Origin of the sequence: Tenacibaculum sp. 1B UA (assembly GCF_033978845.1) — a bacterium.
Lineage (GTDB): Bacteria > Bacteroidota > Bacteroidia > Flavobacteriales > Flavobacteriaceae > Polaribacter.
Map to the genome: position 1 here is coordinate 104277 of NZ_JAKVUA010000001.1, position 25639 is coordinate 129915.

The 25639-nt window shown below is 31.5% G+C and carries 31 protein-coding genes and 3 tRNA genes; 14 read left to right on the forward strand and 20 right to left on the reverse strand.

Annotated elements, in window-relative coordinates:
* Positions 1-37: 37 nt before the first annotated feature.
* From MK851_RS00480 to MK851_RS00490, 3 genes are all read right to left on the reverse strand, one after another.
* Positions 38-2974 carry a TonB-dependent receptor plug domain-containing protein gene (locus tag MK851_RS00480; RefSeq protein ID WP_320240558.1) on the reverse strand — a complete coding sequence of 979 codons (2937 nt, stop codon included), beginning with the start codon at positions 2972-2974 and terminating at the stop codon, positions 38-40.
* 18 nt (positions 2975-2992) lie between these two features.
* A complete protein-coding gene (locus tag MK851_RS00485; RefSeq protein ID WP_303505738.1) occupies positions 2993-3733 on the reverse strand; it encodes an energy transducer TonB in 741 nt (246 codons plus the stop codon).
* A gap of 175 nt (positions 3734-3908) precedes the next feature.
* On the reverse strand, positions 3909-4244 hold the full coding sequence (locus MK851_RS00490) for a single-stranded DNA-binding protein (RefSeq protein WP_303505741.1): 336 nt from the start codon (positions 4242-4244) through the stop codon (positions 3909-3911).
* A 168-nt stretch (positions 4245-4412) separates the two neighbouring features.
* Between MK851_RS00490 and MK851_RS00495 the strand changes: the two genes are divergently transcribed.
* On the forward strand, positions 4413-4955 hold the full coding sequence (locus MK851_RS00495; protein ID WP_303505743.1) for a GNAT family N-acetyltransferase: 543 nt from the start codon (positions 4413-4415) through the stop codon (positions 4953-4955).
* Positions 4945-5295 carry a hypothetical protein gene (locus MK851_RS00500; protein ID WP_303505745.1) on the forward strand — a complete coding sequence of 117 codons (351 nt, stop codon included), beginning with the start codon at positions 4945-4947 and terminating at the stop codon, positions 5293-5295. Before MK851_RS00495 ends, MK851_RS00500 begins: the two co-directional genes overlap by 11 nt.
* Here MK851_RS00500 and MK851_RS00505 read toward each other — a convergent pair whose 3' ends face one another.
* The gene (locus tag MK851_RS00505; RefSeq protein ID WP_303505746.1) at positions 5296-5763 is read right to left on the reverse strand and encodes a CBS domain-containing protein; all 468 of its coding nucleotides are present in this window, start codon (positions 5761-5763) and stop codon (positions 5296-5298) included. It abuts the gene before it with no gap.
* 100 nt (positions 5764-5863) lie between these two features.
* On the opposite strand from MK851_RS00505, the gene MK851_RS00510 reads away from it, so the two are divergent.
* Together MK851_RS00510 and MK851_RS00515 are read left to right on the forward strand one after the other, a co-directional pair.
* The gene (locus MK851_RS00510; RefSeq protein WP_320240562.1) at positions 5864-8164 is read left to right on the forward strand and encodes a M20/M25/M40 family metallo-hydrolase; all 2301 of its coding nucleotides are present in this window, start codon (positions 5864-5866) and stop codon (positions 8162-8164) included.
* A gap of 256 nt (positions 8165-8420) precedes the next feature.
* Complete coding sequence (locus tag MK851_RS00515; RefSeq protein WP_303505748.1) at positions 8421-8804, forward strand: DNA-binding protein; 384 nt, start codon at positions 8421-8423, stop codon at positions 8802-8804.
* Positions 8805-8866: 62 nt separating this feature from the next.
* Here MK851_RS00515 and pyk read toward each other — a convergent pair whose 3' ends face one another.
* The 5 genes from pyk to MK851_RS00540 all read right to left on the reverse strand — a co-directional run bounded on the left by pyk (position 8867) and on the right by MK851_RS00540 (position 13091).
* Complete coding sequence (gene pyk, locus MK851_RS00520) at positions 8867-10294, reverse strand: pyruvate kinase (protein WP_320240564.1); 1428 nt, start codon at positions 10292-10294, stop codon at positions 8867-8869.
* A gap of 4 nt (positions 10295-10298) precedes the next feature.
* Positions 10299-10769 (reverse strand): IPExxxVDY family protein, encoded by a 471-nt coding sequence (locus MK851_RS00525; RefSeq protein WP_320240566.1) that lies wholly within the window; start codon positions 10767-10769, stop codon positions 10299-10301.
* A gap of 84 nt (positions 10770-10853) precedes the next feature.
* Entirely contained in the window at positions 10854-11591 is a 738-nt protein-coding gene (gene rnc / locus MK851_RS00530) for a ribonuclease III (RefSeq protein WP_115899425.1), read from the reverse strand.
* A 6-nt stretch (positions 11592-11597) separates the two neighbouring features.
* Complete coding sequence (gene fabF, locus MK851_RS00535) at positions 11598-12848, reverse strand: beta-ketoacyl-ACP synthase II (protein WP_320240569.1); 1251 nt, start codon at positions 12846-12848, stop codon at positions 11598-11600.
* Between the two features lie 6 nt (positions 12849-12854).
* Positions 12855-13091, reverse strand: a complete 237-nt coding sequence (locus tag MK851_RS00540; RefSeq protein WP_093871978.1) for an acyl carrier protein — start codon at positions 13089-13091, stop codon at positions 12855-12857.
* 180 nt (positions 13092-13271) lie between these two features.
* Here MK851_RS00540 and MK851_RS00545 point away from each other — a divergent pair, with 180 nt between their 5' ends.
* Complete coding sequence (locus MK851_RS00545; protein ID WP_320240574.1) at positions 13272-13841, forward strand: phosphoribosylglycinamide formyltransferase; 570 nt, start codon at positions 13272-13274, stop codon at positions 13839-13841.
* Positions 13834-14472, forward strand: coding sequence for a ribonuclease H family protein (locus MK851_RS00550; protein WP_303505760.1), 639 nt, complete (start codon positions 13834-13836; stop codon positions 14470-14472). The genes MK851_RS00545 and MK851_RS00550 overlap by 8 nt, the downstream gene beginning before the upstream one ends.
* Before the next feature lie 55 nt (positions 14473-14527).
* On the opposite strand, the gene MK851_RS00555 is transcribed toward MK851_RS00550, so the two are convergent.
* Entirely contained in the window at positions 14528-14875 is a 348-nt protein-coding gene (locus MK851_RS00555) for a toxin-antitoxin system YwqK family antitoxin (RefSeq protein ID WP_303505761.1), read from the reverse strand.
* A gap of 173 nt (positions 14876-15048) precedes the next feature.
* Here MK851_RS00555 and MK851_RS00560 point away from each other — a divergent pair, with 173 nt between their 5' ends.
* The 3 genes from MK851_RS00560 to MK851_RS00570 all read left to right on the forward strand — a co-directional run bounded on the left by MK851_RS00560 (position 15049) and on the right by MK851_RS00570 (position 16539).
* Positions 15049-15249 (forward strand): dodecin family protein, encoded by a 201-nt coding sequence (locus MK851_RS00560; RefSeq protein WP_303505762.1) that lies wholly within the window; start codon positions 15049-15051, stop codon positions 15247-15249.
* Between the two features lie 73 nt (positions 15250-15322).
* Complete coding sequence (locus MK851_RS00565) at positions 15323-15676, forward strand: DUF1304 domain-containing protein (RefSeq protein WP_320240578.1); 354 nt, start codon at positions 15323-15325, stop codon at positions 15674-15676.
* 56 nt (positions 15677-15732) lie between these two features.
* Positions 15733-16539: a mechanosensitive ion channel family protein gene (locus MK851_RS00570; RefSeq protein ID WP_320240580.1), complete on the forward strand. Its 807-nt coding sequence runs from the start codon at positions 15733-15735 to the stop codon at positions 16537-16539.
* On the opposite strand, the gene tsaB is transcribed toward MK851_RS00570, so the two are convergent.
* The 10 genes from tsaB to cyoE all read right to left on the reverse strand — a co-directional run bounded on the left by tsaB (position 16536) and on the right by cyoE (position 23821).
* A complete protein-coding gene (tsaB, locus tag MK851_RS00575; protein WP_320240582.1) occupies positions 16536-17210 on the reverse strand; it encodes a tRNA (adenosine(37)-N6)-threonylcarbamoyltransferase complex dimerization subunit type 1 TsaB in 675 nt (224 codons plus the stop codon). The genes MK851_RS00570 and tsaB overlap by 4 nt on opposite strands.
* 98 nt (positions 17211-17308) lie before the next feature.
* Entirely contained in the window at positions 17309-18640 is a 1332-nt protein-coding gene (locus MK851_RS00580; RefSeq protein ID WP_320240584.1) for a TolC family protein, read from the reverse strand.
* Between the two features lie 196 nt (positions 18641-18836).
* Entirely contained in the window at positions 18837-19025 is a 189-nt protein-coding gene (locus MK851_RS00585; protein WP_303505767.1) for a hypothetical protein, read from the reverse strand.
* A 16-nt stretch (positions 19026-19041) separates the two neighbouring features.
* On the reverse strand, positions 19042-19566 hold the full coding sequence (locus tag MK851_RS00590) for a DUF420 domain-containing protein (RefSeq protein ID WP_320240586.1): 525 nt from the start codon (positions 19564-19566) through the stop codon (positions 19042-19044).
* Between the two features lies 1 nt (position 19567).
* Positions 19568-20215 (reverse strand): SCO family protein, encoded by a 648-nt coding sequence (locus tag MK851_RS00595; protein WP_320240588.1) that lies wholly within the window; start codon positions 20213-20215, stop codon positions 19568-19570.
* Between the two features lie 11 nt (positions 20216-20226).
* Positions 20227-20874, reverse strand: a complete 648-nt coding sequence (locus MK851_RS00600; RefSeq protein ID WP_320240590.1) for a hypothetical protein — start codon at positions 20872-20874, stop codon at positions 20227-20229.
* A 63-nt stretch (positions 20875-20937) separates the two neighbouring features.
* Complete coding sequence (locus MK851_RS00605) at positions 20938-21276, reverse strand: cytochrome C oxidase subunit IV family protein (RefSeq protein ID WP_115899439.1); 339 nt, start codon at positions 21274-21276, stop codon at positions 20938-20940.
* 18 nt (positions 21277-21294) lie between these two features.
* On the reverse strand, positions 21295-22278 hold the full coding sequence (locus MK851_RS00610) for a cytochrome c oxidase subunit 3 (RefSeq protein WP_303505773.1): 984 nt from the start codon (positions 22276-22278) through the stop codon (positions 21295-21297).
* A 56-nt stretch (positions 22279-22334) separates the two neighbouring features.
* Positions 22335-22919, reverse strand: coding sequence for a heme-copper oxidase subunit III (locus MK851_RS00615; RefSeq protein WP_115899441.1), 585 nt, complete (start codon positions 22917-22919; stop codon positions 22335-22337).
* The gene (cyoE, locus tag MK851_RS00620; RefSeq protein ID WP_303506046.1) at positions 22919-23821 is read right to left on the reverse strand and encodes a heme o synthase; all 903 of its coding nucleotides are present in this window, start codon (positions 23819-23821) and stop codon (positions 22919-22921) included. The genes MK851_RS00615 and cyoE overlap by 1 nt, the downstream gene beginning before the upstream one ends.
* A gap of 172 nt (positions 23822-23993) precedes the next feature.
* On the opposite strand from cyoE, the gene MK851_RS00625 reads away from it, so the two are divergent.
* From MK851_RS00625 to MK851_RS00645, 5 genes are all read left to right on the forward strand, one after another.
* Positions 23994-24065 (forward strand) — tRNA-Gly (locus tag MK851_RS00625).
* Positions 24066-24088: 23 nt separating this feature from the next.
* Positions 24089-24177 (forward strand) — tRNA-Leu (locus MK851_RS00630).
* Between the two features lie 61 nt (positions 24178-24238).
* Positions 24239-24324: transfer RNA gene (locus MK851_RS00635), tRNA-Leu, on the forward strand.
* Between the two features lie 109 nt (positions 24325-24433).
* Positions 24434-25141: a DUF547 domain-containing protein gene (locus MK851_RS00640; protein WP_320240595.1), complete on the forward strand. Its 708-nt coding sequence runs from the start codon at positions 24434-24436 to the stop codon at positions 25139-25141.
* A gap of 72 nt (positions 25142-25213) precedes the next feature.
* Positions 25214-25549: an arsenosugar biosynthesis-associated peroxidase-like protein gene (locus MK851_RS00645; RefSeq protein ID WP_086029663.1), complete on the forward strand. Its 336-nt coding sequence runs from the start codon at positions 25214-25216 to the stop codon at positions 25547-25549.
* Positions 25550-25639: the final 90 nt, after the last annotated feature.

Genomic DNA, 25639 nt, shown 5'->3' on the forward strand with positions numbered 1-25639 from the left:
ATTAGCTCGTTTTTTTGTGTGAATAATAACTTCTTTTTTAGTTATTAATAATCCAAGAAAGGTAATATAACCTACCTATGTTCCCTAACCCTGGAGCATGTTGGTATTCTTTACCGAATAAATTTGTACCTCCAATTTTAAACTTAGATTTTAAACTAGGAATACGATAATTTAATTGTGCATCTAAAACAGTTCTTGCATCAACATTACCTTTTACAAAAGTTGAAACCCATCTATATTTATCAGTCCATCTTGCATTGATATTAAATCCAAAATTTTTGAAAAGCTTTTCATTTCCAAACTGAATTTTAGCACTATGTTTTGGGGTATTAAAATTAGGCTCAAAAGATCCAAAATCTAAGTCTTCTTTCATTTCAAAATCTGTGAAATTATAATTTGCACCTATATTGAAATTTCTAAATAACTTTGTATTGAAACCAATACCAATACCGTAAGAATTAATCTTAGATTTAGCATTCGTAATTAAGTTAAACTCAGTTACACTTCCTGTTCTAATTGCTTCAGCAGCTAAAGGATCTAATTGACCTGTTGCTATTACGTTTCCTATATTTGGCACCACCACATCTTGGAAAAACACAAAATCGTTGTGTACACTATAAAATGCATTAAAGTCTATATCTAAATTAGTATTATTTATATTTAAAAGACTTCTATACCCTAACTCAAATGTTCTAACTTCTTCTGCTTGTATTTCTTTATATTCAGATTTAATATTTTGTCCTCTCTCATCAATAAAACCTAAATCATATACAGATCTTGTTAATAAAGCATTATTAATTATATCATCTCCTGTTGTAATAGAATTTTCTGTTACAGTACCACCTGTTGTAGGATCTTCATATCTGCTAACAGTAGGTATTCCTATTCTTCTTAGGTTATCAGCTGTAGAACCTACGGTAATTTTTCTAGCTGATGGAGCGAACATGTACTGCTCTTGAATTGTTGGATTTCTAAATCCTGTTTGATATGATGCTCTAATTATATGCAATTTTTCCTCTCCTAAAGCATAGTTAAGCGCTAACCTCGGTGAATAGTTTGCTGAAAAGTTTTCAGATTTATCGTAACGGATAGAACCTGTAAACTTTAATCTTTCATTTAAAAATTTCTTTTGAAGTTGTGTATAGAAACCGTATTCTTCAATATTTATTTCTTCGTTAGCATCATTAAATATTGTTCCTTTTGATTCTGGATTATAGTTTCTATATGAACCTCCTATTTGGATATCAGCCCAATCATTAACTAAACTTCTAAAGTTATAGTTTGCATCTACATGCGCATAAGCACTTTTGTCGTAAATTTTACTCCCTCCTTCAGTTATTAATGTTGATGTAATTGAGTTAAATCCGTTCGTAAATTCAGCAGTACCTGGATTTAATCTAAATTGATCTGCATATTCTCTAGACATTGCTATAACTCTTGGATCAACATCGTTAACGTTAAAAGCATTTCCAGAAGCTCCTATAAGAGATGGATCATTATTTATAAGAGCCATATATTGTTCTGCGTAGTAATCTCCCCAAGTTGGTATGTAATTTGTACCAGATAAAACAGGAATTTTAGCGTCTGCTAATGAGTTTAATCTTTGAGCTGTGCTTGTTAAATCGTAACTATCTCCTGCATCATTACGTGTATAATATCCTCTTACAAAGAAATTATCTCCTTTTACCTCTAACTTAGACTGCCCTATATAATAGTTGCGTTGTGCAAATCTTGATGCTGCCCCTTGAAACATATTATCACCCATTGCTATTCTTGTAGCTAACTGAATTTCTAACGATTCATCTTTAAAAGGTCTGTAATGCAATGAGGTAGAAAATTTTAAGTTTTTAGACTTGTAATCTCTAACTAATTCTCTTTCTGAATATCCTTTTCTACTAATATGTGTTCCTACTGGAAAATTTAATGTAGAATCTTCATCTAACGATGATGCTGGTAAATACCCTAAATATACAAGTATAGGAGTTGAGCTTGCTAAGTCTGCAAAATCTTCGTCTCCATACATGTTGACACCATCGTAATCTAAACTTTGAGAAGCATCAAAGCTTCCGTCAATAATCTCATTAGTGTCAATTCTTTTGTTTCTATTATCGGTAGCATGCCACTCTTCTGCTTCAAAATAAGAGAAGTTTACTTTTGCTGCAAAAGCATCACTAAACTTATATGCCATTCGAGTACTAACATCATAAAAAGGGTTGTTGCCTGCCGCTTCTTGACTAGTCATTCCTCCCTTTACTAAAACACTTACACCTGTATGGTTAAATGGGTTTTTAGTATCCATTATCATAATACCATTATAAGCATTGGCACCATATAAAGCCGAAGATGCTCCTGGTAATATCTCTACACTTAAAATATCTAGTTCAGAAACACCAGATAAATTACCAGCACTAGTATTTAAAGCTGGTGCTGCTGTATCCATACCATCTACTAGCTGAACAAATCTTGAATTATTAAAATCGGCAAAACCTCTGGTGTTTATAGATTTGTAACCATAACTAACTTCTCTGGCATCAACTCCTTTTAAATTAGCTAATCCATCATAAAAAGAATTTGAGCTATTTTTTTTAATATCAGTTAACCCTAGCCTTTCTATGGTAACAGGAGATTCAATAATTTTTTCTGGAGTTCTAGAAGCTGATATAACCACTTGATCTAACAGAAGGTTTTCTTTCAAAACTACGTTTATCTTTTTCTCAAAAGAAATAATTGAAACCTCTTCTGTTTTAAATCCAAAAGCAGAAATTGTTAATGTTTGAGGTAACGTATTACTTGATAAAACGATTGAAAAGTTTCCTTCTTCATCTGAAACTGTAAAAGTTTCACCGTTTGAAATTTTCGCATTGTAAAACGGCTCTAAATATTCATCATACACCGAACCTGATATTTTTACCTGAGCATAACTTGTTATAGCAGCTAAGGTAAAAACAATCATTACTAATTGTTTTTTTAACATTTTAAATTTAATTGATTTTTATTCTTCTAATGAAAAGTTTATTGGAAAACCATATTTTACAGGCACACGTTTTCCTTTATTTTTTCCTGGTTCGAAGCGAGGTAGCATAGATACCACTCGTTTTGCTTCTTCATTAAGGATTTCTCCTCCGTCAGGGCCTAAAGTTTTAATATTTGTTACATAACCATCTCTATCTATAACGAAACGAATCCAAACTTCTCCTTGAATTTGGTTTCTTACTGCTTCTCCTGGATAGCGGAAGTGTTTATTAATGTGATTAACCATCTCTAGATTAAAACAATCAAGTCTGTCTTTTTTCTTCGCGTTTTTACATTTATCAAAAGATGGTATTTTTTCTGTATAATAAAGTTTTTTTGCCTCAGATAATTCTTCTTTTGATAACATCTCTGTTATCCTTGTTAAATTGTTTTTATAACCTGATGTTTTCTTAGCAATCTCTTCATTTTCTATCTTCACATCTTCAGAAGCAGAAACATCATTAACATTTAAAGTACTAACTGAGCTTATAGCTTGTGCCTTTTTTTTAACAACTCTTTTTTTAAGATATCTTTTACTTGCAGATATTTTAACTTTAATTTGTCTATCTGCTTTTTTCTTTGAGTTTTTTATTGGTTCAATAGTACATTTTGTTATACTATTAACATCAATCAAAGATTCATCAGGAGATTCGCATACTTCTCGTTGAGCATAGAAATTAAAAGACGACAATAAAAAAACTACTAAAAAATACTTTCTCATATAAGTAATTATATAATTAATAATGGGTATAGAGTATTCTTACGAATTAGATATGGTCGGGGGAATGGCCGGCAAAAGTAAGTATTTTTTAAATACTACCTTATCTTTTTTTCAAAAAAAAAAAACCTATTTTCTTAGGCTCTTTTATTAGTCTCTTTTTCAACAACTTACCCACTTATTTATTTCCTAGCATTAACAATTCATTACAAACTACTTCTGTTATATAACGCTTATTATCTTCTTTATCTTCAAAAGAACGTGAAGTAAGCCTCCCTTCTATCATCACTTCTTTTCCTTTTTCTAAATATTTTTCTATAATCTCTGCTGTTTTATTCCATGCAACCACATTATGCCATTGTGTATCGGTTATCTTTTCTCCTTGTGCATTTTTATACGTTTCATTAGTTGCAATAGCAAACTTTGCTAGTTTCTTTCCACTTTCAAGAGTAATGATTTCTGGTGTGTTTCCTAAATTACCTATTAACTGTACTCTGTTTTTTAGTGCGTTCATAATATTTGTTTTAATGTTAAACAGTTAAGAATTTGTCATTCAAATGAATTGACACTGCAAAGATGATACAGCATGCAAATTAAAAACGGTTAGCAACCATTTGTTTTCGTTTGTAATTGAATGTAATCGTTTAATTATATTTTATACCTTTGAAACCAAATATTTAGCATGAAATTTTATTTAGAAACCGAACGTTTAATTTTAAGAGAGTTTAGAGAAAGTGAAACTGAAGGAATTTTTGAGTTAGACTCAAACGCTGAAGTGCATAAATATTTAGGAAAGAACCCTATTACAACTTACAAGCAAGCTGAAGACATTATAACCTTTTTTGAAGAGCAATATAAAGAAAGAGGTATTGGTAGGTTTGCTGCTTTTGAAAAAGCTTCGGGTGATTTTATTGGATGGTCTGGGTTAAAGCTTAATCAAGGAGAAAAAGAAAGCTTGAACGGTTTTACGAATTTTATTGATATTGGTTATCGTTTTATTCCGCGTTTTTGGGGTAAAGGTTTTGCCTCAGAAGCTGCTTTTGCTTGTTTAGACTTTGGCTTTAACGAAATGAATTATGATATTATTTATGGTGCAGCTGATGTAGAAAATATTGGTTCTAACAAAATTCTACAAAAAATAGGATTACAGTTTATAAACCAGTTTGGTTATAAGGGTGTAGATGTTAACTGGTACGAACTTAAAAAAACAGATTATGAGCAATAAGCAATGTTTGGAGTGTGGAGAAAAAGTAATTGGTAGGGTTGACAAGAAGTTTTGTTCTGATTACTGCCGAAACGCTTTTAATAATAAAGTTAATAAAGAAAGTAAGAACCTAATACGAAACACCAACAACCGCTTACGAAAGAACTATAAAATTCTTTCCGAATTAAATACTTCTGGTAAAACTAAAGTAACGCGACGTAAATTATTTGATAGAGGTTTTGACTTTAAATTTATTACATCTCTTTATACAACAAAAACAGGCAACACCTATTTTTATGTGTATGACCAAGGATATTTAGTATTAGAAAATGAACTATATTTATTAGTTAAGCAAGATTAACTACTTCCATGTATTTCCTTTTAATTTCATAGCTGCAATAAGCACGTCTTTTTGACTGATTTGTCCTGCTAGCTTACCATTTTCAACAATGGGAAAGCGTCTTCTACGTGATTGTAAAAATTTATTGGCAGCATCTAAAATATTCATGTTACCATCAATCGTTTCAACTTCCTTCACCATAGCTTTTCCAACGGTATTGTTCTTACCTGTTGGTGAGTTGTAATACCTGCTTTCTGATATTTGTTTTATACAGTCACCTTCTGAAATAATTCCTACCAATTCATTTTTTTTATTAACAACAGGCCCTCCTGATATTTTATGCTTTATAAGTACATCTATTACATCTTCAATAGATTGTTCTTCTTTAAACGTAATTAATTTTGTACTCATATAATCTGAAACCAACATTGGTACCTTCTCTTCTTGGGGTGTACTCGATCTCTTTCCTTGAAAACTTTTAATTGCCATAATCTTAAATTTTACTCTTAAATATACTGATTTTTAATTGATTATGTTTTTTCTTCTTAAAAAATAAATTACTTACTTTTATAAATACTAAAATCCAACTATGAAATCATCAAGAAATTACCTGGCAGTTCTCATCATTATTTTAACTGTTTATTGGAGCTTTAACGATATAATACCCAGTGTAACCTCTTCAAAAAAAGAAATTAGTGCTACTGAATTTTCAATTGATAATGCACTGTATCATTTAAAAAACATTTCTCAAAAGCCGCATCATACTGGATCTGAAGAACACAAAAATGTGCAAAATTATCTGGTACAAGAGTTGAAAAAACTGAATTTAGAGCCTGAAATTCAATATCAAACTGCTATTAATAAAAAATGGAGAGCAGCAACTACTACAGAAAATATCATTGCTAAAATTAAAGGAACTGAGAACGGCAAAGCTTTATTACTTTTAACTCATTATGACTCTAATCCACACTCTTCTTTAGGTGCAAGTGACGCTGGCTCTGGTGTGGTAACTATTTTAGAAGGTATAAGAGCTTACCTAGCCGCAAATAAGACACCTAAAAACGATATTATTATACTTTTTTCGGATGCTGAAGAATTAGGACTTTTAGGCGCACAAGCTTTTGTTGAAAATCATCCTTGGGCAAAAGATGTTGGGTTAGTGCTAAATTTTGAAGCTCGTGGTAGCGGTGGTTCAAGTTATATGTTAATGGAGACTAACGGGAAAAACAAAACATTATTAACTGAGTTTTTAAATGCAAACCCCAATTACCCTGCAGCTAACTCTTTAATGTATGGTGTATATAAAAAACTTCCTAACGATACCGATTTAACTGTTTTTAGAGAAAAAGGAAATATTAACGGATTTAATTTTGCCTTTATTGATGATCATTTTGATTATCATACTGAACAAGATTCATACGAAAGATTAAATAGAGAAACACTCTTACATCAAGCGGATTATTTTACCACTTCGTTAAACTATTTTGCAAATGCTGATTTAACCAACCTGAATAGCGATACAGATTATATTTATGTAAACTTTCCTTTTATAAAGCTTTTAACCTATCCATTTTCTTGGGTGCTGCCAATGCTAATCATTGCCTTTTTGTTATTTATAGCACTGATTGCAGTTGGTATATATAAGAAGAAGATGACCGTAATAGGTGTATTAAAAGGTTTTATTCCTTACATACTATCTTTAGTACTATGCGTAGGTATATCATACGGGTTATGGCAATTATTATTAATTATCCATCCACAATATACCGATATACTTCATGGTTTTACTTATAATGGATATCAATACATTATTGCTTTTGTTCTTTTAAATCTTTGGGTTCTTTTTAAAGTATATAATAAGTTAAAAGAAGCCAAAGCCATCGATTTACTAATTGCTCCTATAACTTTTGGATTAATTATAAATGTTTTAATTTATATGAATTTACCAGAAGCGGGTTTCTTTATTATTCCTGTTTTTGCTTCTTTATTCATTTTAGCAATCTTGCTATTTATGAATATAAATAAAGCATCTAGAGCTACGTTGTTTGCAATTATATCTATCCCTACTATATACATGATTGCTCCTATGATTCAATTATTTCCTGTAGCCTTAGGTTTAAAAACATTATTTATTTCAGCCATACTTTTAGTGTTTATTTTCGGGTTGATACTTCCTGTTTTTTATCAGGAAAAAACTAAAAACGGATGGCAAACGTTGACTGGTTTTCTTGCGCTACTATTCTTTGTACTTGCTACTTTTAATAGCGGTTTTTCAATAGAAAAGAAAAAGCCTAATAGTTTAGTTTTTATTCAAAATTCTGATACTAACACCTCTTATTGGGCAAGTCATAATAAAACCTTAGATGGGTATACCAAACAATATTTTAATGATGAATCTAAACAAGGTGGTATCGATTTAATGGCGGGAAAAAGTAAATACAATACTTCTTTTAATTATTATCAAAAAGCAGAAAATAAAAACATTCCTATTTCTAATATTAAAATTAATAAGGATACACTTATTAATAACCTCCGAAATGTTTCATTCACAATTGCGCCTACGCGAAACATTGATAAATACGAGTTGTACACAAACACTCAAATAGAGTTAACTAATCTTACTGTTAATGGAACTTTGTACGATAAAGGGGAAGCTTTTACAACCGGTAAGGGAACGCTATTAATTTATCAAATGGCGAATACTGATAAAGATTTAACTATTTCTTTTACAATTAATAAAAATACCCAACCTGATATTGTAATTAATGAAATATCTAATGATTTATTATCGCACCCAAAGTTTACTATACGACCTAGAAGTGAAATAATGATGCCAATGCCCTTTGTAGTTAACGATGCTATTATTTGTACTCGAAAGCTTGAATTATAACCAGTAAAAGCTTTCTTAAGCCATCTAAAAAAGCATTGTTTTTAGAGTAGTTATAAAAAGACTTATATCTTTTTTTAAAAACACCTTGATGTTTTGATGAAAAGACCTTGATGTTTTTACAAAAACGTCAAGGTCTTTTTTATAAGTCTTCTTAGTGTGTTGTTTTTATAGGTTGTTAAGTGTTAGAAAAGTAGCTGTTATTTTGGTATGACTTTTGTTATTTTAAAAACAATATTAACTTAAAAAATTAAAAATTATGGCTGTGAAATTCACTGTAGTAAAAAGAAGAAATCCAAGAGACCCTCAAGTACCTGAAAAATTTTATGCAAATATTGTTGGGAATGGTAAAACCTCGTTAAATGACTTAGCTAAATATGCTTCTGAAACCTCTACGGTTAGCAAGGGTGATATTCTTGCTGTGCTAGAAACAGTATTTACTAAAATAGCTAATGATGTAGCTGATGGTAAAATTGTATATGCTGGTGATTATTTTACCTTACAAGCTGGCGGTAGTAGTGAAGGTAGTGAAACTGCCGATAAGGTAACTGCTAGTAACATAAAAAGTGTACGCACTATTTTTAGACCTGGTAAACTTATTAAAGATGCTTTAAAGTTGGCTACTTTTGAAAAGAAGGCGTAAGCCGTAAAAAATCCCTATCATTTATTTATGATAGGGATTTTTTGTGTTTTTAATACCTTTATTTAGTCAATATGAGAAACACGTAACGTGTTTACCATACCTTTTGCTTTTACAGGCATTGATGATAAGTTTATCATAAAATCTCCTGTCTTTACATAACCTTTTTCTTTAGCTATTTCGTTAATATCTTCAATAGTATCATCGGTACTTAGTTCTCTATCGTAAAAATAGGCTCTAACTCCCCACAGAAGGTTTAACTTTCCTAAGATTCTTTTCTCAGATGAAAACGCTAATACGTGTGATTTTGGTCTCCAAGCAGAAATTTGAAAAGCTGTATATCCACTATTGGTTAAAGTTGATATTGCTGCTGCATCAATATCATCAGCCATTAATGCTGCATGATGACATACTGATTTTGTTATAAATCTTTTAGTACGTATGTGTGGTGGCTCTTGTGGAACTTCAATTAAATCTGAAAATTCTACGCTTCCAATAATTTCAGTCATTTTTTGAATAACTCTTATTGGGTGTTTTCCTACTGAAGTTTCCCCTGAAAGCATTACAGCATCTGCCCCATCCATAATAGAGTTTGCTACATCATTTACCTCTGCTCTTGTTGGTACAGAGTTATCAATCATAGTCTCCATCATTTGAGTCGCTATAATTACCGGAATCCTCGCTTGCTTAGCTCTACGAACTAACATTTTTTGTATTAAAGGTACATCTTGCATTGGTACTTCAACCCCTAAATCACCACGAGCTACCATTAATCCGTCACAATACGGAATTAAAGCATCTATGTTTTCAACAGCTTCTGGTTTTTCTATTTTTGCTATTACAGGAACTCTATAACGTGATTTCTGTTTAATTATATCACGTAAAATACGTAAGTCTTCTGGCGTTCTTACAAACGAAAGTGCAATCCAGTCTACTTCTTGCTCTAATGCAAAAACTACATCTTTTTTATCTTTTTCTGTTAAAGCTGGTAATGAAATTTTAGTATTTGGAAGGTTAACTCCTTTTTTCGATTTTAAAGCTCCTCCAACTATTACTTTAGTAACAACTTCACTTTCTTTATCTGTTGCTGTTACTTCAAACATCAACTTACCATCATCAACTAAAATCTTCTCTCCTACCTTTACATCTTTTGGAAAACGCTGATAGGTCATAAAAGCTTTCTCTTGTGTTCCTTCACATTTTTCTGTAGTAAAACTAAAGGTGTCTCCCGCTTTTAATTCCACTCCATCTTGCATAACACCTACTCTTAGCTTTGGACCTTGTAAATCTGCTAATATTGCTACATTATAACCTCTTTCTTCATTTATCTCACGTATTTGACGTACACGTTCTTTTACTACTTCATAATCGGCATGTGAAAAATTAATTCTAAAAACATTTACACCAGCTGCTGCCATATTAGCCAAAATTTCTTTTGTGTTTGTTGCTGGACCTAATGTTGCTACAATTTTTGTTTTCTTGTTGTGTGGCATATAATTAAAAAATTAAAAAATCTTTCGATTTTAATGAGTTTACCTCTATTTGATAAGAGGTTATAATTTGAGGAATTTGTTTAATTACTTCTATAATTTTTAGAATTGAGTCATAATCAAAATCTCCTTCTAGTTTTAAAAAAAAATCAACCTTTTTCTTTTCTGGTATCAAACGTGTAATTGAATCACTTTGATTAAAAAGACTTATTGATTCTGATTCAATAGTTGACTTGTATACGTTTGCTATTAAAAACCAATCTTGACATAGTTTTGCATTGGTATATTCATATACTGTATAAGATGATTGACTACCATTATTAATAAAGTCTAAATCGTAACTCGCTCTATTAAACTTAACCTGCAAATGTTTATTTAATAGATATGCTAATTTATACTCTCCTAAAGTAGTATGAATTCCTATTAATGTATAATCATCATCGGAAAATTCATTTATATTCACCTCATAAATTGGCATAAAAACAATTATTTGTTTTTGCTAAATTAATGAATGTATAGAAAATACTATGTAAAATTTACGAAAACGTTTTTTGTTTACGTGTTAAGAATTTAACATTTGCTTTTGCATAGCAAAATATACTCTTTTTGCTGCAATTTCCTCTGCTTTTTTCTTAGACGTTGCTCTACCCTTAGCTATGATGTTACCATCTATACTAACCCGAACACTGAAGTGTTTCTTACTTTGATTTCCTGAATCTTCGTATGATTCAAACTTATACTTTTTCTTTTGCTTTTGACACCACTCTATAACAAAACCTTTATAACTAGATATTTTTCCTTCCAAGCGTTCAATATCTACGTAGGGCATTATTACTTGTTCATAAATAAACTGATGACAATAATTGTACCCTCTATCTAAATATATTGCACCTACTAGAGCTTCAAAAATATTTCCATGAATGTTATTACTAACATGTTCTTTAGAAATATTACTTTTTATAAACCTAATTAGCTCAAGGTCTTTACCTAAACTATTTAAGTGTTCTCTACTTACAATCTTAGAACGCATTTGCGTTAAATACCCTTCATCTCCTTCAGGTACTTTTTTAAACAGGTAAGAAGCTATAACTGTACCTAAAATAGCATCTCCTAAAAACTCTAAACGTTCGTAGTTAACAGGGTGTCCTTTACTATCTACTAATTTTAAAGATCTGTGCGTAAATGCTTTTTTATAATACGATAACTTAATTGGTTTAAAATTAAGCAGTTCTTTTAATTCGTAGTAGAAGTTTTCATCCTCTTTATTTTGGGGTTTAACAATTCTACGAAGGAAGTTCATAAAAGATTAATCTAGTTTTCTAAAGGCTACACAAGCATTATGACCACCAAAACCAAATGTATTGCTCATTGCAACTTTAATCTCTCTTTTCTGAGCTTTGTTTAACGTTAAGTTTAACTCTGGGTTGATGTTTTCATCAACATTAGTATGATTAATCGTTGGAGGAACAACACCGTGTTCCATTGCTAATAAAGAAGCAATTGCTTCAATAGCACCAGCAGCACCTAACAAATGCCCTGTCATAGACTTTGTCGAGTTGATATTAATACTTTTAGCATGATCTCCAAAAACTTCAGAGATTGCTTTTAATTCTGCAACATCTCCTAAAGGGGTTGAAGTACCGTGGGTGTTGATGTGGTCTACGTCTTCTGGTTTTATCCCAGCATTTTCAAGACAGTTTTTCATTACTGCAATTACACCAATTCCGTCAGGGTGAGGTGCTGTCATATGGTAAGCATCAGAAGACATTCCTCCACCTATAACTTCTGCGTAAATTTTAGCTCCACGAGCTTTAGCATGTTCATATTCTTCTAAGACTATTGCACCTGCTCCTTCTCCTAAAACAAACCCATCACGTTCAGCATCAAAAGGCCTTGAAGCTGTTTCTGGACTTTCATTTCTAGTAGATAAGGCATGCATAGCATTAAAACCACCCATCCCTGCAATTGTAACAGCAGCTTCACTACCACCAGTTACAACTACATCACAATGACCTAGTCGAATATAATTTAAAGCATCAATCATAGCATTAGCCGATGATGCACAGGCAGATACCGTAGTATAATTTGGCCCCATAAATCCATTTTTAATAGAAATATTCCCAGGAGCAATATCTGCAATCATTTTTGGAATAAAGAATGGATTGAAACGAGGTGAACCATCTCCTTCAGCATAATTCAATACTTCATTTTGAAATGTTTCTAATCCTCCAATACCAGCTCCCCAAATAACGCCAACTCTTAATTTATCAACATCATCAAGGTTTAATTTAGCATCGGCAATTGCTTCATCAGAAGCAACCATCGCATACTGCGTAAATTTATCCATTTTACGCGCCTCTTTTCTGTTTATAAAATCGGTCGCGTTAAAATCTTTAAGCTCACATGCGAAACGAGTTTTGAACTTGGCAGCATCAAAATACGTTATAGGTGCTGCTCCGCTAACTCCGTTAACCAAGCTATTCCAATACTCTTCTTTATTGTTTCCTATTGGCGTTAATGCGCCAAGTCCAGTTACTACAACTCGTTTTAATTGCATATAATCTTATTTTTTTGCGTCTTCAATATAGCTAACCGCTTGACCTACAGTACCAATGTTTTCTGCTTGATCATCTGGAATTTGAATATCAAATTCTTTTTCGAATTCCATGATTAACTCAACCGTATCTAAAGAATCTGCTCCTAAATCGTTTGTGAAGCTTGCTTCGTTAGTTACTTCGTTATCGTCTACTCCTAATTTGTCTACGATAATTGCTTTTACTCTTGATGCAATGTCTGACATAATTTGTTTGTTTTAAAATTTAAAATCGTGGCAAAAATACAAATCTTAGTTATTAATTCTAACTTTTGCTCAAAAATGTGATGTCTAAAATAAAAAAAATACCTGAATATTTTGCTACAAACACCACCATTGTTAATAATTATTCTTTTTTTTGTAGTAACAAAACAACTAAATTTTAACATGAAACGCATCGTAATTTTTGCTTCTGGTTCGGGTTCTAATGCCGAAAACATCATAAAATACTTTAATTCAACTAAAACTGCGACTGTTACTCATGTGCTTTCTAACAACCAACGTGCCAAAGTTTTTGATCGTTGTGAACGATTAAATATTGACGCTTCTTTATTTGACAAAGAGAGCTTTAGCAAAGATGACACTGTTTTAAACTTTTTACTCGCTGAAGCTGATATTATAGTGTTAGCGGGGTTTTTATGGCGTATTCCTTCTAAAATTGTAGAAGCTTTTCCTAATAAAATAATCAATATACACCCAGCATTGTTGCCAAAATATGGAGGAAAAGGAATGTACGGCATGAATGTACACAAAGCTGTAAAAGAAAATAATGAAACTGAAACAGGCATTACCATTCATTATGTGAATGAAAATTATGATGAAGGAGCTATTGTCTACCAAGCCAAAACGGCTGTTTCTTCTGAAGATACTCCTGAAACCATTGCTCAAAAAGTTCATGAATTAGAGTATGAACATTTTCCTAAGATTATTGAAGAGGTAATACTACAGAATGGGTAAGAAAAAAAAGTATTATGTAGTCTGGAAAGGAAAAAAAACTGGTGTTTTTTCATCATGGAGTGCTTGTAAAAAACAAATTGACGGATTTACTGGTGCACAATACAAGGCCTTTACTGATAAAAAAGAAGCTGAATTAGCATTAAAGAAGAGTTATAACGAGTATAGAGGAAAAGACACTAAAAAAACAACGCTTTCTCTGGAGGAAAAAGCCAAATATGGTTCTCCTATTTTAGAAAGTATATCTGTTGATGCTGCTTGTGCAGGAAACCCTGGTTTGATGGAATACAGAGGTGTTTTAACTCATAATAAGAAAGAAATATTTAAAATGGGACCATTTAAGAACGGTACTAATAATATTGGTGAGTTCTTAGCTCTTGTGCATGGAATTGCTTTGTTAAAAAGTAAAAACATGGATTCTCTCCCAATTTATTCGGATTCTAAAATAGCTATGAGCTGGGTTAAAAAGAAGCAATGCAGAACCAATATTACATTTGATAGCTCTAATAAAGATATTTTAGACTTAATTAGACGTGCTGAAACCTGGTTACAACAAAACTCATTTAAAAACCCATTGTTAAAGTGGGAAACTAAAGCTTGGGGCGAAATTCCTGCTGATTTTGGTAGAAAATAAAAAACCGAGTATATAAAATACTCGGTCTAATTCTCTTATTCTGCAAAATATTAACTTATTTCACTGCCATTTTGGTCTCTTCCTTCCAAGTTTGCACGCTTGCTATGGCATTATCTTTAAAATCAATTTCTTTCAATCCATCTTCTTTCCACATAAACCATTTACCTACTTTTTTTCCTACTTCATAATGACCAATAGCTACTTTATTCCCCTTCTTATCAAAAGAAGTCCAAGTACCTGTTAACTTTTTATCTTTGAAAAAACCTTGCTCTTTAATAGTACCGTCCTTATAAAAATAAGTGGCTTTTACTAAATCACCCTCAACTTCATATTTTGGTTCTATGTCCTGAGCTTGTAAAAAAGATACGGACAATACACAAGCTGCTATTATTAATTTTTTCATAATCTAAATCTTTTAAAGTTAATACCTGTTAACACAAATATACAAAAAATTTACATATTTGAAACATTTACATAACATTAAATTAACATTGGATACTTTCAACAATTCTTCATTAGCTAAAAAACATTTTTAAAACCTTATATTTACATGTATTAACCTTTAAAAAAATTATTATGGCAGTAATGAAAGTAATTGAAATTTTAGCTAATTCTGAAAAAAATTGGGAAGACGCCACTAAAAAGGCCATTAAACAAGCTTCTAAATCAGTAAAAGGAATTAAATCTGCTTTTGTACAATCACAAAGTGTAGTTGTAAATAATGATGAAGTAACCGAATTTAGAGTAAACCTAAAAGTAACTTTTGAAGTAAAGTAACCTTAATACATACTAACTATTACATGCGGTTTTGATAACTATCTAAACCGCATATTTTACCTTTATTTTATATATGAACATCTTACAATATATCCTTTTATCAATAGTTGCTTTCATCCACTTATACATTCTAATATTAGAAATGCTATTATGGACTACCCCAAAAGGAATAAAAACTTTCGGTTTAAAATCTGAGAGTTTTGCTGAAGAAACAAAAGTATTAGCTGCCAACCAAGGTCTATATAATGGTTTCCTCGCTGCTGGCTTAATTTGGTCTATTTTATCCGAAAAAACTGATGTTGCTATATTTTTTCTAATTTGTGTTTTTATTGCTGGTGCTTATGGTTCTTTTTCTACAAAAAAACCTCGTATTTTTGTCATCCAATCTATACCTGCCTTATTAGGATTAGTTTGTCTTATACTATAAAAACCAACTACTACTAACTAAAATCATTTATTAACAACTAAAATTTACCATAAGAAATGGAAAAGTATTTAGAAAATTTTCAAGATTTAATAATCACCTACGCTCCAAAAGCGATTATGGCTATTATTATTTACATCGTAGGTTCTTATATTATTAGCCTACTACTTAGAGCTACCAAAAAAATAATGGTTAAAAGAGAAGTAGATGTTACACTACAAAAATTCCTAATTAATTTACTGCATTGGACATTAAAAATCCTTTTAATAATCACAGTAATAGCAAAACTAGGGGTTGAAACCACGTCATTTGCTGCTATCTTAGCCTCTGCTGGTTTAGCTGTTGGTTTAGCTTTACAAGGTTCTTTGGGTAATTTTGCCGGAGGTGTTTTAATTATGCTTTTTAAACCTTTTAAAATTGGCGATTTGATAGAGGCTCAAGGAGAAATTGGTGTTGTAAAAGAAATAGAAATTTTCACTACTAAACTTACAGGCTTATCTAATAAAGAAATAATTATACCTAATGGTTCTTTATCTAATGGGAACATTGTTAATTACTCTGCCGAAGGTACACGTAGGGTAGATTTAACTTTTGGTGTTTCTTACGATGCAGATATTAAACAAACTAAAGAAATATTAATGGATGTTATTACCTCACACCCAAAAGTATTAAAAGATCCTGCCCCTACAGTAAGTGTATCTGAATTGGCAGATAGTTCTGTGAATTTTGCTGTTAGACCTTGGTCTAAAACAGAAGATTACTGGTCTGTTTACTTCGACACAACTGAAAACACTAAAATTGCCTTAGATAACGCTGGAATTGAAATTCCTTACCCACACTCTGTTGAAATTCACAAAGAGGGTTAACGTTTTTTTTCAGGCGTGACTACAAAATCTTTTAGATAGAAAGGTTCAAAATAAGCGACATCTTCGATGTCGTTTTTTTTGTATTTATCAAAACTTAACTTTACCATTTCTTTTCCTGAAGGAAACTCTCCGTCAATAAAAACTGCATTTTCGTGCGTAATAACTTCTTTACATTTTTCTGCTCCATCACCTAAAAAATATACTTTCCCCTTAGACAAATATTCTTCAAAAGAGTTTTCATCTATAATTTCAGCTTTTATATCTCTTACCTGTTCGTATTTAAAATTATACACAGCTGCATATACTTCCATACGACGTGCATCAAGCATTGGTATAATAACTCCTTCTTCAATATTTACTTTATACGCCAAAGATTGCAACGTTTCAATAGATATTAAAGGTTTATCAAATGCAAAACACAATCCTTTTGCTGCCGAAACCCCAATACGTAATCCTGTGTAAGAACCTGGACCTTTACTAACTGCTACAGCATCAATATTACTAAAAGAAAGTTTTGCTTCTTGCATTACCTGCTGAATAAACGGATGTAACTTTTCGGCATGTGAATAGTTACCATCATTTAATTCTTGTATTGCTAAGAGCTCTCCTTTTTCTGCTACGCTAACCGAGCAGTTTTTAGTTGCCGTTTCTATATGTAAGATTGTTGCCAAATCTGAAATTTATTTTTTGACAAAGATACATTATAAAGAAAAACCTCATTAGTAAAATTCTAACAAGGCTCTTCCAACAATAAATATATCTTTCTTAGTTAGTCAACGATTGACTCTCCGTAGTAAAATTTCAATACTTTCGTTTTAAATACAAAATCGTATTTAGCTCTAATCATTGCTCCTTCTGCATTTACTAATCGATTACGTACTTGATCAAAATCGAATTGAGTCATTGATCCGTAATCATAACTTACCTGAGCATTTTTAAATGCTTCTTTTTGAGCCTCTAATGATATCTGTGCCACTTCATATGTCTTAGCTGCTGCTTTTGCATCTAAAAAAGCGCTTTCTATTTCTTGTTGTAGTTGTAGTTTTTGATTTTCAAGAGCAAGTTGAGAAACTTCTTTATTTATAACAGATTTTTTTACTCTGTTTTTTGTTTGAAAACGATTAAAGATTGGGATATTAAGTGACAAGCCTAAATTATATCTAATTCTATCTTTTGTTTGTTTAAAAAAGTAGGCATTAGTTTGACCTGGGAATAGGTTATTAAACTGATGAAAGTAAGAACTACTTGCTCCTATTGAATAAGACAAGTTGGGTAAGTAAGCTCCTTTTTCTAACTTAATATTTAAGTCGGCATTACTTACATCTAACTTAGCTCTTTCTATATCTGGCCAAGCAGATAAAGCTTTTTCATATACTACGTTAGAATTTTCATATAGCAATGCTGCCGAAGGAGTTCCCACTTCAATATCTGCTACATCAAAGTCTTCTGATGAAATCTGTAATAGTTGGCTTAATCTTAATAGTGCTATACTTAATGTATTTTCCTGCACTACAACATTCTGAACATCACTTGCAGCTGTTGACTCAACATTTAATAAATCTCCTTTTGGAATTACTCCTCCTTCAAACTGAGCTCTTGCTCTTTCTATTTGTTTTTTACTAATCTCTGCTTGAACTGTTGCAACCGATAAGTTTTCTTTTGCAAACAACACATTTAAGTATTCATTTACTACATTTAAAGAAATATCATTTTCTATTTTAGCCAAGTCCAGCTCACTTCCTTTTACATTTAATTGTGCCTGCTTTTTTTGATTTAAGTTTCTAAATCCATTAAAAATAGTTCCTCTAGTTGATAGTCCAAATGAAGAATTGAAATTCTGAGTATTCTTTAAAACCCCAGTTTGGTCTGGTGATAAACCAGAACTAAAACCAGCGCTAGATGAAGCGTTTAAATCAGGCAAAAAGTTTCCTTTAGATATTTCAACATCTTTTTCAGCCAATTGAACGTTTAAGCGATTTTGCTTAACTGTTATATTATTTTTTAAGGCGTAATCTACACACTCTTTAAGTGTCCATTGTTTTTGTGAAAAAACAGCTATAGAAGTAAAAATAGCTGCAAATAATGCAATTTTAGTTTTCAAAAGATCAATATTTTTTATTTAAACTCAGTTAGTTTATATTTCTAAAAGTAGAAATATATTGCTTTTCTGTTAATTATAGAAAAACTAGCAAACAATTTTACACTCTAACGTATAAAAACGATAAATTATTTTTACTGCGTCTATATGACGATTAAAACTGAGAAATGTTACAAAAAATATTCCTGATTTAAGAATACTAGTTTTTTGCTTTCTTTTTATGACGATAAATAAAGTAAAATAATAGCCCTACTAATATATACGGAAACACCATTAAATACGTAATTCCATTATTTACTCCTTCAGCAATAGTTTCATTACCACCTTCAATCACTGCCTTACACATTGCACATTGTGCAGAAGCATCAATCGAAAATGCAACAAACATTAAAAATATAATCTTTTTAAACATAATAAGGTGATATCATTAAATAAACAACTACTCCTGTAACCGCTACATATAACCACAGTGGAAATGTAATTTTTGCAATCTTTTTATGTTCAGGAAAATTCCCTAAACGAGCTCTCATAAATGTAATTAACACAAACGGTATAATTACTATTGATAACAATATATGAGTTATTAAAATGAAAAAATACACATATTTAATTATCCCTTCTCCACCAAATTTAGTAGAGTCCGAAGTCATATGATATGCTACGTACATCACTAAGAATAATGCAGAACAGATTATTGCTGTAGTATTTAGCTGCTCATGCAGCTTTCTTTTTCTCTTTTTAATTGCTACTACCGACGCCACCAACAATACTGCCGTAAAACCATTTATACTCGCATAAATAGGTGGTAAAAAAGATAAGGGTTCTACGTTAGGTATTTTTACACCAAATAAAGCCGCCACTGCAATAGGTATTACAATAGAAACTATAGTAATAAGTTTTTTATATTTTTTCTCTTCTGCTGTACTCATCTTACTCTTTAAGTAATAACTTAATGTCTTCTTTTAACTCACTAATTTGGTTTCCAAAATTATGCTCATCTAAAGCACGGTAGTACATCACTGGATTCCCATGTTCATCATAACGTGAACGAATATATCCGTCTTTATCTACTAATGCAAATAACCCAGAATGTTCAAATCCTCCATGGCTTGCTTCTCCTTTTCCAGCATACAGCTTAAAACCTTCATTTGATAAATCATATACAACGTCCTCTGGTTTGCCTGTTAGTAAATGCCAGTTTTTATGGTTTATTCCATTATTCTTAGCGTATTCTTTTAATTGGTGTGGGGTATCAATCTCTGGAGTGATTGAAAATGATGCTATACCGAAATTCGGGTTTCCCATAAATTCATTTTGAATTTCAACCATTTGTGCATTCATTAAAGGACAAATCGTTGGGCAAGTAGCAAAAAAGAACTCAACCACATATACTTTTCCTTCATAGTCCTCATTAGTAATTGTTTCACCGTCTTGATTGATAAACTCAAAATCCGGTACTTTATTAAACTTATGCAAATTAGCTGTTTGGAAGTGTGCTACAATTTTTGGAACTGCATAAATACCAAAAAGTAATACTATCAATGAAATACCTATGTATGAATAATTTTGTTTTTTCATGTGAGTCCTTCTTAAATTTCTCTATCTGCGTTATTCTTTTTTAATGCTAAACGATATTCTGCTAACACCACTTTAACGTCGTCTTTCATTTTATTATTAAGTTCTGCTACAGATTTCATATTGTAACCAAACAACTTACCTCCTGCACTATCCTCATCATCTGTTCTTCCTCTTAAACCTCCATTTTTATCAATTATAAAAGCTTTTGATGAATGTAATTCTCCATCTAGTGATTGATTTGTTTTAAAACTATCATATAATACCTCTATTTCTGCATCATTAGCAAAAATAAAGTTCCATTTTATCATATTTGTGAAAGCTCCTATTTCTTTTTGAAGTTTTTCTACATCTTCTTTAGATTTTTCTGAAACAATAACAATTAACTGAAAGTCTTTAAAACCATAAAATGGTTTGTATATTTTTTCATTAAGGTTAAATAATTCTCCTTTAGCTTCATCTATATTACTTCCTAAAAAGGTAACTATTGATATTCTTTTATCAAATTGATGCTTTTTACTAATTGAAGAAATATCAATTACATTTTCTGTAAGTACAGGTAACTTAGCAAAGTTATTAATTCCTAATGATAAAAATATATAAAACAATAACGGCACAATAAATAGTGCAAACAATACTATGTTTCTTTTTGTTTTATCCATCTTACTATAAATTTAAGTATAAAAAAAGGTGGTTAACACCACCTTTTATTTTGTTTTATATGATTACCATTTTACTAATGGTGCTAGTGTATCGTATAAGTAACCACCTTCTATTAATACTAACGTTACTAAATAACATATTAAGAAAACAGCTGTCCAAACAATTGCTCTTCTAAGCCATGGTTTTTCACCTTCTAAGTGCATAAAAGCCCAAGCAATATAATATGCTTTTACAATTGTTAAGATAATAAATATCCAATTTAACCAACTAGTACCCCATCCGTGTAAGTGTAATCCTGCTGGTTTTACAATACCTAAAGCTACCTCTACTGTTGTTACTATTGTTAAGATTGCTAAAACAATCCAAATTCTTTTTGTATTTGATTCGTGTGCGTGACCCATTTTACTATTGTTTTTTGATTATACTAAGTAGAAGAAGGTAAATACAAATACCCAAACTAAATCTACAAAGTGCCAATATAAACCTACTTTTTCAACCATCTCATAATGCCCTCTACGTTCATACGTACCTAACACTACATTAAAAAAGATAATGATGTTAAGAACTATACCTGAAAATACGTGAAAACCATGGAAACCTGTAATAAAGAAAAAGAAATTGGCAAAAATTGGGTTACCATACTCGTTTACTTGTAAGTTGGCTCCTTCTACTACCATTTGAGCTTTTCCTAAATGAGCTAAACTCTCTTCTCTAGATAAGATTATTTTTTGTTTGGTTTCAAGATTAACTTTTTCAATTCTAATTAATAAAGATGGATCTGCTTTAAAAGCTTCCTGCACCTGAGCTACTGAATACTGAGAAATTGTTGCTTCTTTTTCAAACCACAATCCATTTTCTCTTTGATGTTGAACTCTTTCGTCTTTTCTATCGTTATGAACAAAATCTGCTAAAGCAATTTGATGACCGTCTTTTACAAATTGTAAAATATGATTATCAGTAGTTTTAACTGCTCCGTATGAACCATTAATAAAGTTTTTCCATTCCCAAGCTTGTGACCCAACGAAAATAATACCAAAAACGATAGTAGCAAACATATACCAAGCTACTTTTTTCTTTTGCATTTTATGACCTGCATCTACCGCTAACACCATAGTTACCGACGATACAATTAAAATAAACGTCATTAATGCTACGTAGTACATTGGTGCGTGTACACCATGTAATCCTGGAAAGTGTGTAAATACCTCATCAGCAATGGGCCAAGAGTCGATAAACTTAAAACGTGTTAAACCATACGCTGCTAAAAAGCCCGAAAAAGTTAATGCATCTGATACGATGAAAAACCACATCATCATTTTACCATAACTAGCACCAAATGGTTTCACACCACCTCCGCCCCAGGTCTCTTTGTTGTCAGAATTTACAGCAATATTTGCTCCCATAAATCTCTTATTGTTAATTTTTGTTAAATCAGTGCGCCAAAATTACGCATTTTTCATCATCTAATAAAATAGAAAAAGAAAAATAGATAAATCCATAGTACATCAACGAAATGCCAAAAGATTGCACCGAGTTCAAACCCAAGCATATCGGTTGAAGAATACTTCTTTTTAAAATGATTATAAATAACAACTAAAAGCACTATTACACCTGCTAACAAGTGTAAAATATGCATAAATGTTATTCCTATAATAAACGATGTAGACACCGTACTCTCAGGCCCTGTAAAATAAAGCCCTACAGCCTTTAATTCATTAAACCCTACATATTGATACCATACAAAACCTAAACCAAGTACTAACGTAACTAACAACAAAGTAAATGAAGCTTGTATGTTATCTTTTTTTAATAGTTTTTGAGAAAAAAACAACGTAATACTACTTAATACTATTAGTACAGTACTAATATAAAACGCTTGTGGTAAATCGAACGTTACCCAATCTTCACGATTCATACTAACAACATAAGCACTTGTTAATCCTGCAAAAAACATCACCATACTAATCATGGAAATCCACAACATTGGTTTTGCTGATTTACGCTTGGCTACTTTTAATTCTTCTTGTAACGTTTGTTCACTCATTAGTGTAAAAATTTATCTACCACATATATAATGGGTACTATTGTAATGTAAAAAACACTTGCTAGCATTAACTTTCTTGCATCGGTGTTTTTTTCTGTTTTATATAATTGAACTGCATAATAAAGCATTAGTAACCCTAATAACAAAATAACTACCGCTGTTAATGGGTATATATAGAAGTTACCTGTTACTTTTAATACAGGTGCAATCGACATTAAAATCATAATACATGTATAAAAGATAATCTGAACAACTGCCCCTTTATCTTTCTTATCCATAGGAAGCATATGCAACCCTGCCTTATTATATTCTTCAAATTGTAACCAACCAATTGCCCAAAAATGTGGAAACTGCCAAAAAAACTGAATCATAAATAAAAATCCAGCTTCAATACCAAACTTACCTGTTGCAGCTACCCACCCTAACATAAAAGGGATAGCTCCTGGAATCGCTCCTACAAAAACAGCCAAAGGTGTTATAGCTTTTAACGGCGTGTATGCACTCGTATATAAGAATATAGAAATAGCTCCAAACAAAGCACATTTTGGATTGATAGCATATAAAATAGCAATACCAGCAATTGTAAATAACGTTGCTATAATCAAAGCTGTCGTTGTTGACATTCTTCCTGAAGGTAACGGACGGTTTTTGGTACGTTGCATTACTGCATCGATATCCTTTTCTATTACTTGATTAAACGCATTTGATGCTCCAACCATTAAATACCCTCCTAAAGCTAATAAAATAATTGTAGTATAGTTAATCGATTCTGCTCCTAATAAATATCCTGTAATAGAAGTAAAAACCACACTAATTGACAACCCAACTTTCGTTAACTGTTTAAAGTCCTTAACTATTGATTTTATGGAAGTTTTAGTATGTACAGTTGAAACAGAATCCACTTCTAATTTTAAAAATTTCTGCAAAGATATTCCATTCTTATTGAACCACCATATATTTTTATTGGAATTAAAATTGAAAAAAAACAAAAACTGTTTTGTAATTAAAAAAATGATGTTATATTTGCACCCGCATTCGCAGTAATGCACGTTCATTAAAATAATTTTTGACTACGCGAAAGTAGCTCAGGGGTAGAGCATCACCTTGCCAAGGTGAGGGTCGCGGGTTCAAATCCCGTCTTTCGCTCAATCCTTTTTAAAAGAGAATATGCTGAAGTGGTGGAATTGGTAGACACGTTGGACTTAAAATCCAATGAGCCGTAATGCTCGTGCGGGTTCAAGTCCCGCCTTCAGTACCAAGAAACCTCACTTGTATGAGTGAGGTTTCATTTTAAAAGTAGTCATTAACAAAGCACATACGCTGAAGTGGTGGAATTGGTAGACACGTTGGACTTAAAATCCAATGGGCCGTAATGCCCGTGCGGGTTCAAGTCCCGCCTTCAGTACAAAAGCCTTAACATTTATTTGTTATGGCTTTTTTTGTATCTAAACTTTTAGAAATATTCTTTGTAATGTTCCCTCAAAACCTACGTCTAAACTTCAAAATAGAAAATCATGCAAAAGATATTTTTACTATTAAGTTTAGCTTTTTTCTTAAATTCTACTGCTCAAACCAACACTTTTGATGAGTTACTAAAAAAACATGTAAACACAAAAGGAAGCGTTAACTATAAAGGGTTTAAACAAGACGAAGCTAAACTTCAAGCTTATTTAAATGAGTTAGCAAACTTAAAACCTCAAAAATCTTGGTCAGCTGCAAAAGCTAAAGCTTTTTGGGCTAATGCATATAATGCGTACACCATTCAACTGATTTTAAACAATTACCCTCTTAAAAGTATTATGAATATTAAAAAGAAAGGTAAAGACGCATGGAGTATTCCTTTTGCTAAAGTTGACGGTAAAACCTATACCTTAAATCAAATTGAACATGAAATTTTACGTAAAAAATATAGCGACCCAAAAATTCATGTCGCTGTAAACTGCGCATCAGGCTCTTGTCCTCAATTACCAAATTATGCGTTCACAGAAAAAAATTATGAATCAAAAACTACTCTTTTAATGAAAAAGTTTATCAATGATTCTTCAAGAAATAAAATTTCAGAAAACAAAGTTCAACTATCTAAAATATTCGAATGGTTTCAAGGAGATTTTACAAAAAAAGGACACTTAATCAATTTTCTGAATCAATATTCAGATGTAAAAATCAATCAAAAAGCTAAAATTAGTTATTTAAAATACGATTGGTCCTTAAATGGTAGATAATATCGCTACCCTTTTGTAAAATAGCAGTGAAAACAATTTGGTACTTTTACTTTTTATTAGAAACAAAATAACATGTCAAAAACATACTACGACCCTGCCGACTTACGTAAGTTTGGTAAAATAACAGAATGGAGTGAAGAACTTGGAAACAAGTTTTTTGATTATTACGGAAAAGTCTTTGAAGAAGGAGCTCTAACCGCACGTGAAAAAAGCTTAATCGCTTTAGCTGTTGCACATACAGAACAATGCCCTTATTGTATTGATGCTTATACTAAAGACGGATTACAACGAGGTATTACTAAAGAGGAAATGATGGAAGCCATTCATGTAGGAGCTGCCATTAAAAGTGGAGCAACTTTAGTACACGGGGTTCAAATGATGAATAAAGTCAATAAATTAGAAATGTAAGCAGAGAACATATTTTGATTTTCAAAATTATGTGAATCGCTTATCCTGAGCATTGGTTGAAATCAAAATACATTTTGATTGAAAGTACAC

What these genes read in the sequence shown, in the direction of transcription:
- MK851_RS00480 (WP_320240558.1), bottom strand. Translation starts at nt 2,974, where the DNA reads ATGTTAAAAAAACAATTAGTAATGATTGTTTTTACCTTAGCTGCTATA.
- MK851_RS00485 (WP_303505738.1), bottom strand. Translation starts at nt 3,733, where the DNA reads ATGAGAAAGTATTTTTTAGTAGTTTTTTTATTGTCGTCTTTTAATTTC.
- MK851_RS00490 (WP_303505741.1), bottom strand. Translation starts at nt 4,244, where the DNA reads ATGAACGCACTAAAAAACAGAGTACAGTTAATAGGTAATTTAGGAAAC.
- MK851_RS00495 (WP_303505743.1), top strand. Translation starts at nt 4,413, where the DNA reads ATGAAATTTTATTTAGAAACCGAACGTTTAATTTTAAGAGAGTTTAGA.
- MK851_RS00500 (WP_303505745.1), top strand. Translation starts at nt 4,945, where the DNA reads ATGAGCAATAAGCAATGTTTGGAGTGTGGAGAAAAAGTAATTGGTAGG.
- MK851_RS00505 (WP_303505746.1), bottom strand. Translation starts at nt 5,763, where the DNA reads ATGGCAATTAAAAGTTTTCAAGGAAAGAGATCGAGTACACCCCAAGAA.
- MK851_RS00510 (WP_320240562.1), top strand. Translation starts at nt 5,864, where the DNA reads ATGAAATCATCAAGAAATTACCTGGCAGTTCTCATCATTATTTTAACT.
- MK851_RS00515 (WP_303505748.1), top strand. Translation starts at nt 8,421, where the DNA reads ATGGCTGTGAAATTCACTGTAGTAAAAAGAAGAAATCCAAGAGACCCT.
- pyk (WP_320240564.1), bottom strand. Translation starts at nt 10,294, where the DNA reads ATGCCACACAACAAGAAAACAAAAATTGTAGCAACATTAGGTCCAGCA.
- MK851_RS00525 (WP_320240566.1), bottom strand. Translation starts at nt 10,769, where the DNA reads ATGCCAATTTATGAGGTGAATATAAATGAATTTTCCGATGATGATTAT.
- rnc (WP_115899425.1), bottom strand. Translation starts at nt 11,591, where the DNA reads ATGAACTTCCTTCGTAGAATTGTTAAACCCCAAAATAAAGAGGATGAA.
- fabF (WP_320240569.1), bottom strand. Translation starts at nt 12,848, where the DNA reads ATGCAATTAAAACGAGTTGTAGTAACTGGACTTGGCGCATTAACGCCA.
- MK851_RS00540 (WP_093871978.1), bottom strand. Translation starts at nt 13,091, where the DNA reads ATGTCAGACATTGCATCAAGAGTAAAAGCAATTATCGTAGACAAATTA.
- MK851_RS00545 (WP_320240574.1), top strand. Translation starts at nt 13,272, where the DNA reads ATGAAACGCATCGTAATTTTTGCTTCTGGTTCGGGTTCTAATGCCGAA.
- MK851_RS00550 (WP_303505760.1), top strand. Translation starts at nt 13,834, where the DNA reads ATGGGTAAGAAAAAAAAGTATTATGTAGTCTGGAAAGGAAAAAAAACT.
- MK851_RS00555 (WP_303505761.1), bottom strand. Translation starts at nt 14,875, where the DNA reads ATGAAAAAATTAATAATAGCAGCTTGTGTATTGTCCGTATCTTTTTTA.
- MK851_RS00560 (WP_303505762.1), top strand. Translation starts at nt 15,049, where the DNA reads ATGGCAGTAATGAAAGTAATTGAAATTTTAGCTAATTCTGAAAAAAAT.
- MK851_RS00565 (WP_320240578.1), top strand. Translation starts at nt 15,323, where the DNA reads ATGAACATCTTACAATATATCCTTTTATCAATAGTTGCTTTCATCCAC.
- MK851_RS00570 (WP_320240580.1), top strand. Translation starts at nt 15,733, where the DNA reads ATGGAAAAGTATTTAGAAAATTTTCAAGATTTAATAATCACCTACGCT.
- MK851_RS00585 (WP_303505767.1), bottom strand. Translation starts at nt 19,025, where the DNA reads ATGTTTGTTGCATTTTCGATTGATGCTTCTGCACAATGTGCAATGTGT.
- MK851_RS00590 (WP_320240586.1), bottom strand. Translation starts at nt 19,566, where the DNA reads ATGAGTACAGCAGAAGAGAAAAAATATAAAAAACTTATTACTATAGTT.
- MK851_RS00595 (WP_320240588.1), bottom strand. Translation starts at nt 20,215, where the DNA reads ATGAAAAAACAAAATTATTCATACATAGGTATTTCATTGATAGTATTA.
- MK851_RS00600 (WP_320240590.1), bottom strand. Translation starts at nt 20,874, where the DNA reads ATGGATAAAACAAAAAGAAACATAGTATTGTTTGCACTATTTATTGTG.
- MK851_RS00605 (WP_115899439.1), bottom strand. Translation starts at nt 21,276, where the DNA reads ATGGGTCACGCACACGAATCAAATACAAAAAGAATTTGGATTGTTTTA.
- MK851_RS00610 (WP_303505773.1), bottom strand. Translation starts at nt 22,278, where the DNA reads ATGGGAGCAAATATTGCTGTAAATTCTGACAACAAAGAGACCTGGGGC.
- MK851_RS00615 (WP_115899441.1), bottom strand. Translation starts at nt 22,919, where the DNA reads ATGAGTGAACAAACGTTACAAGAAGAATTAAAAGTAGCCAAGCGTAAA.
- MK851_RS00640 (WP_320240595.1), top strand. Translation starts at nt 24,434, where the DNA reads ATGCAAAAGATATTTTTACTATTAAGTTTAGCTTTTTTCTTAAATTCT.
- MK851_RS00645 (WP_086029663.1), top strand. Translation starts at nt 25,214, where the DNA reads ATGTCAAAAACATACTACGACCCTGCCGACTTACGTAAGTTTGGTAAA.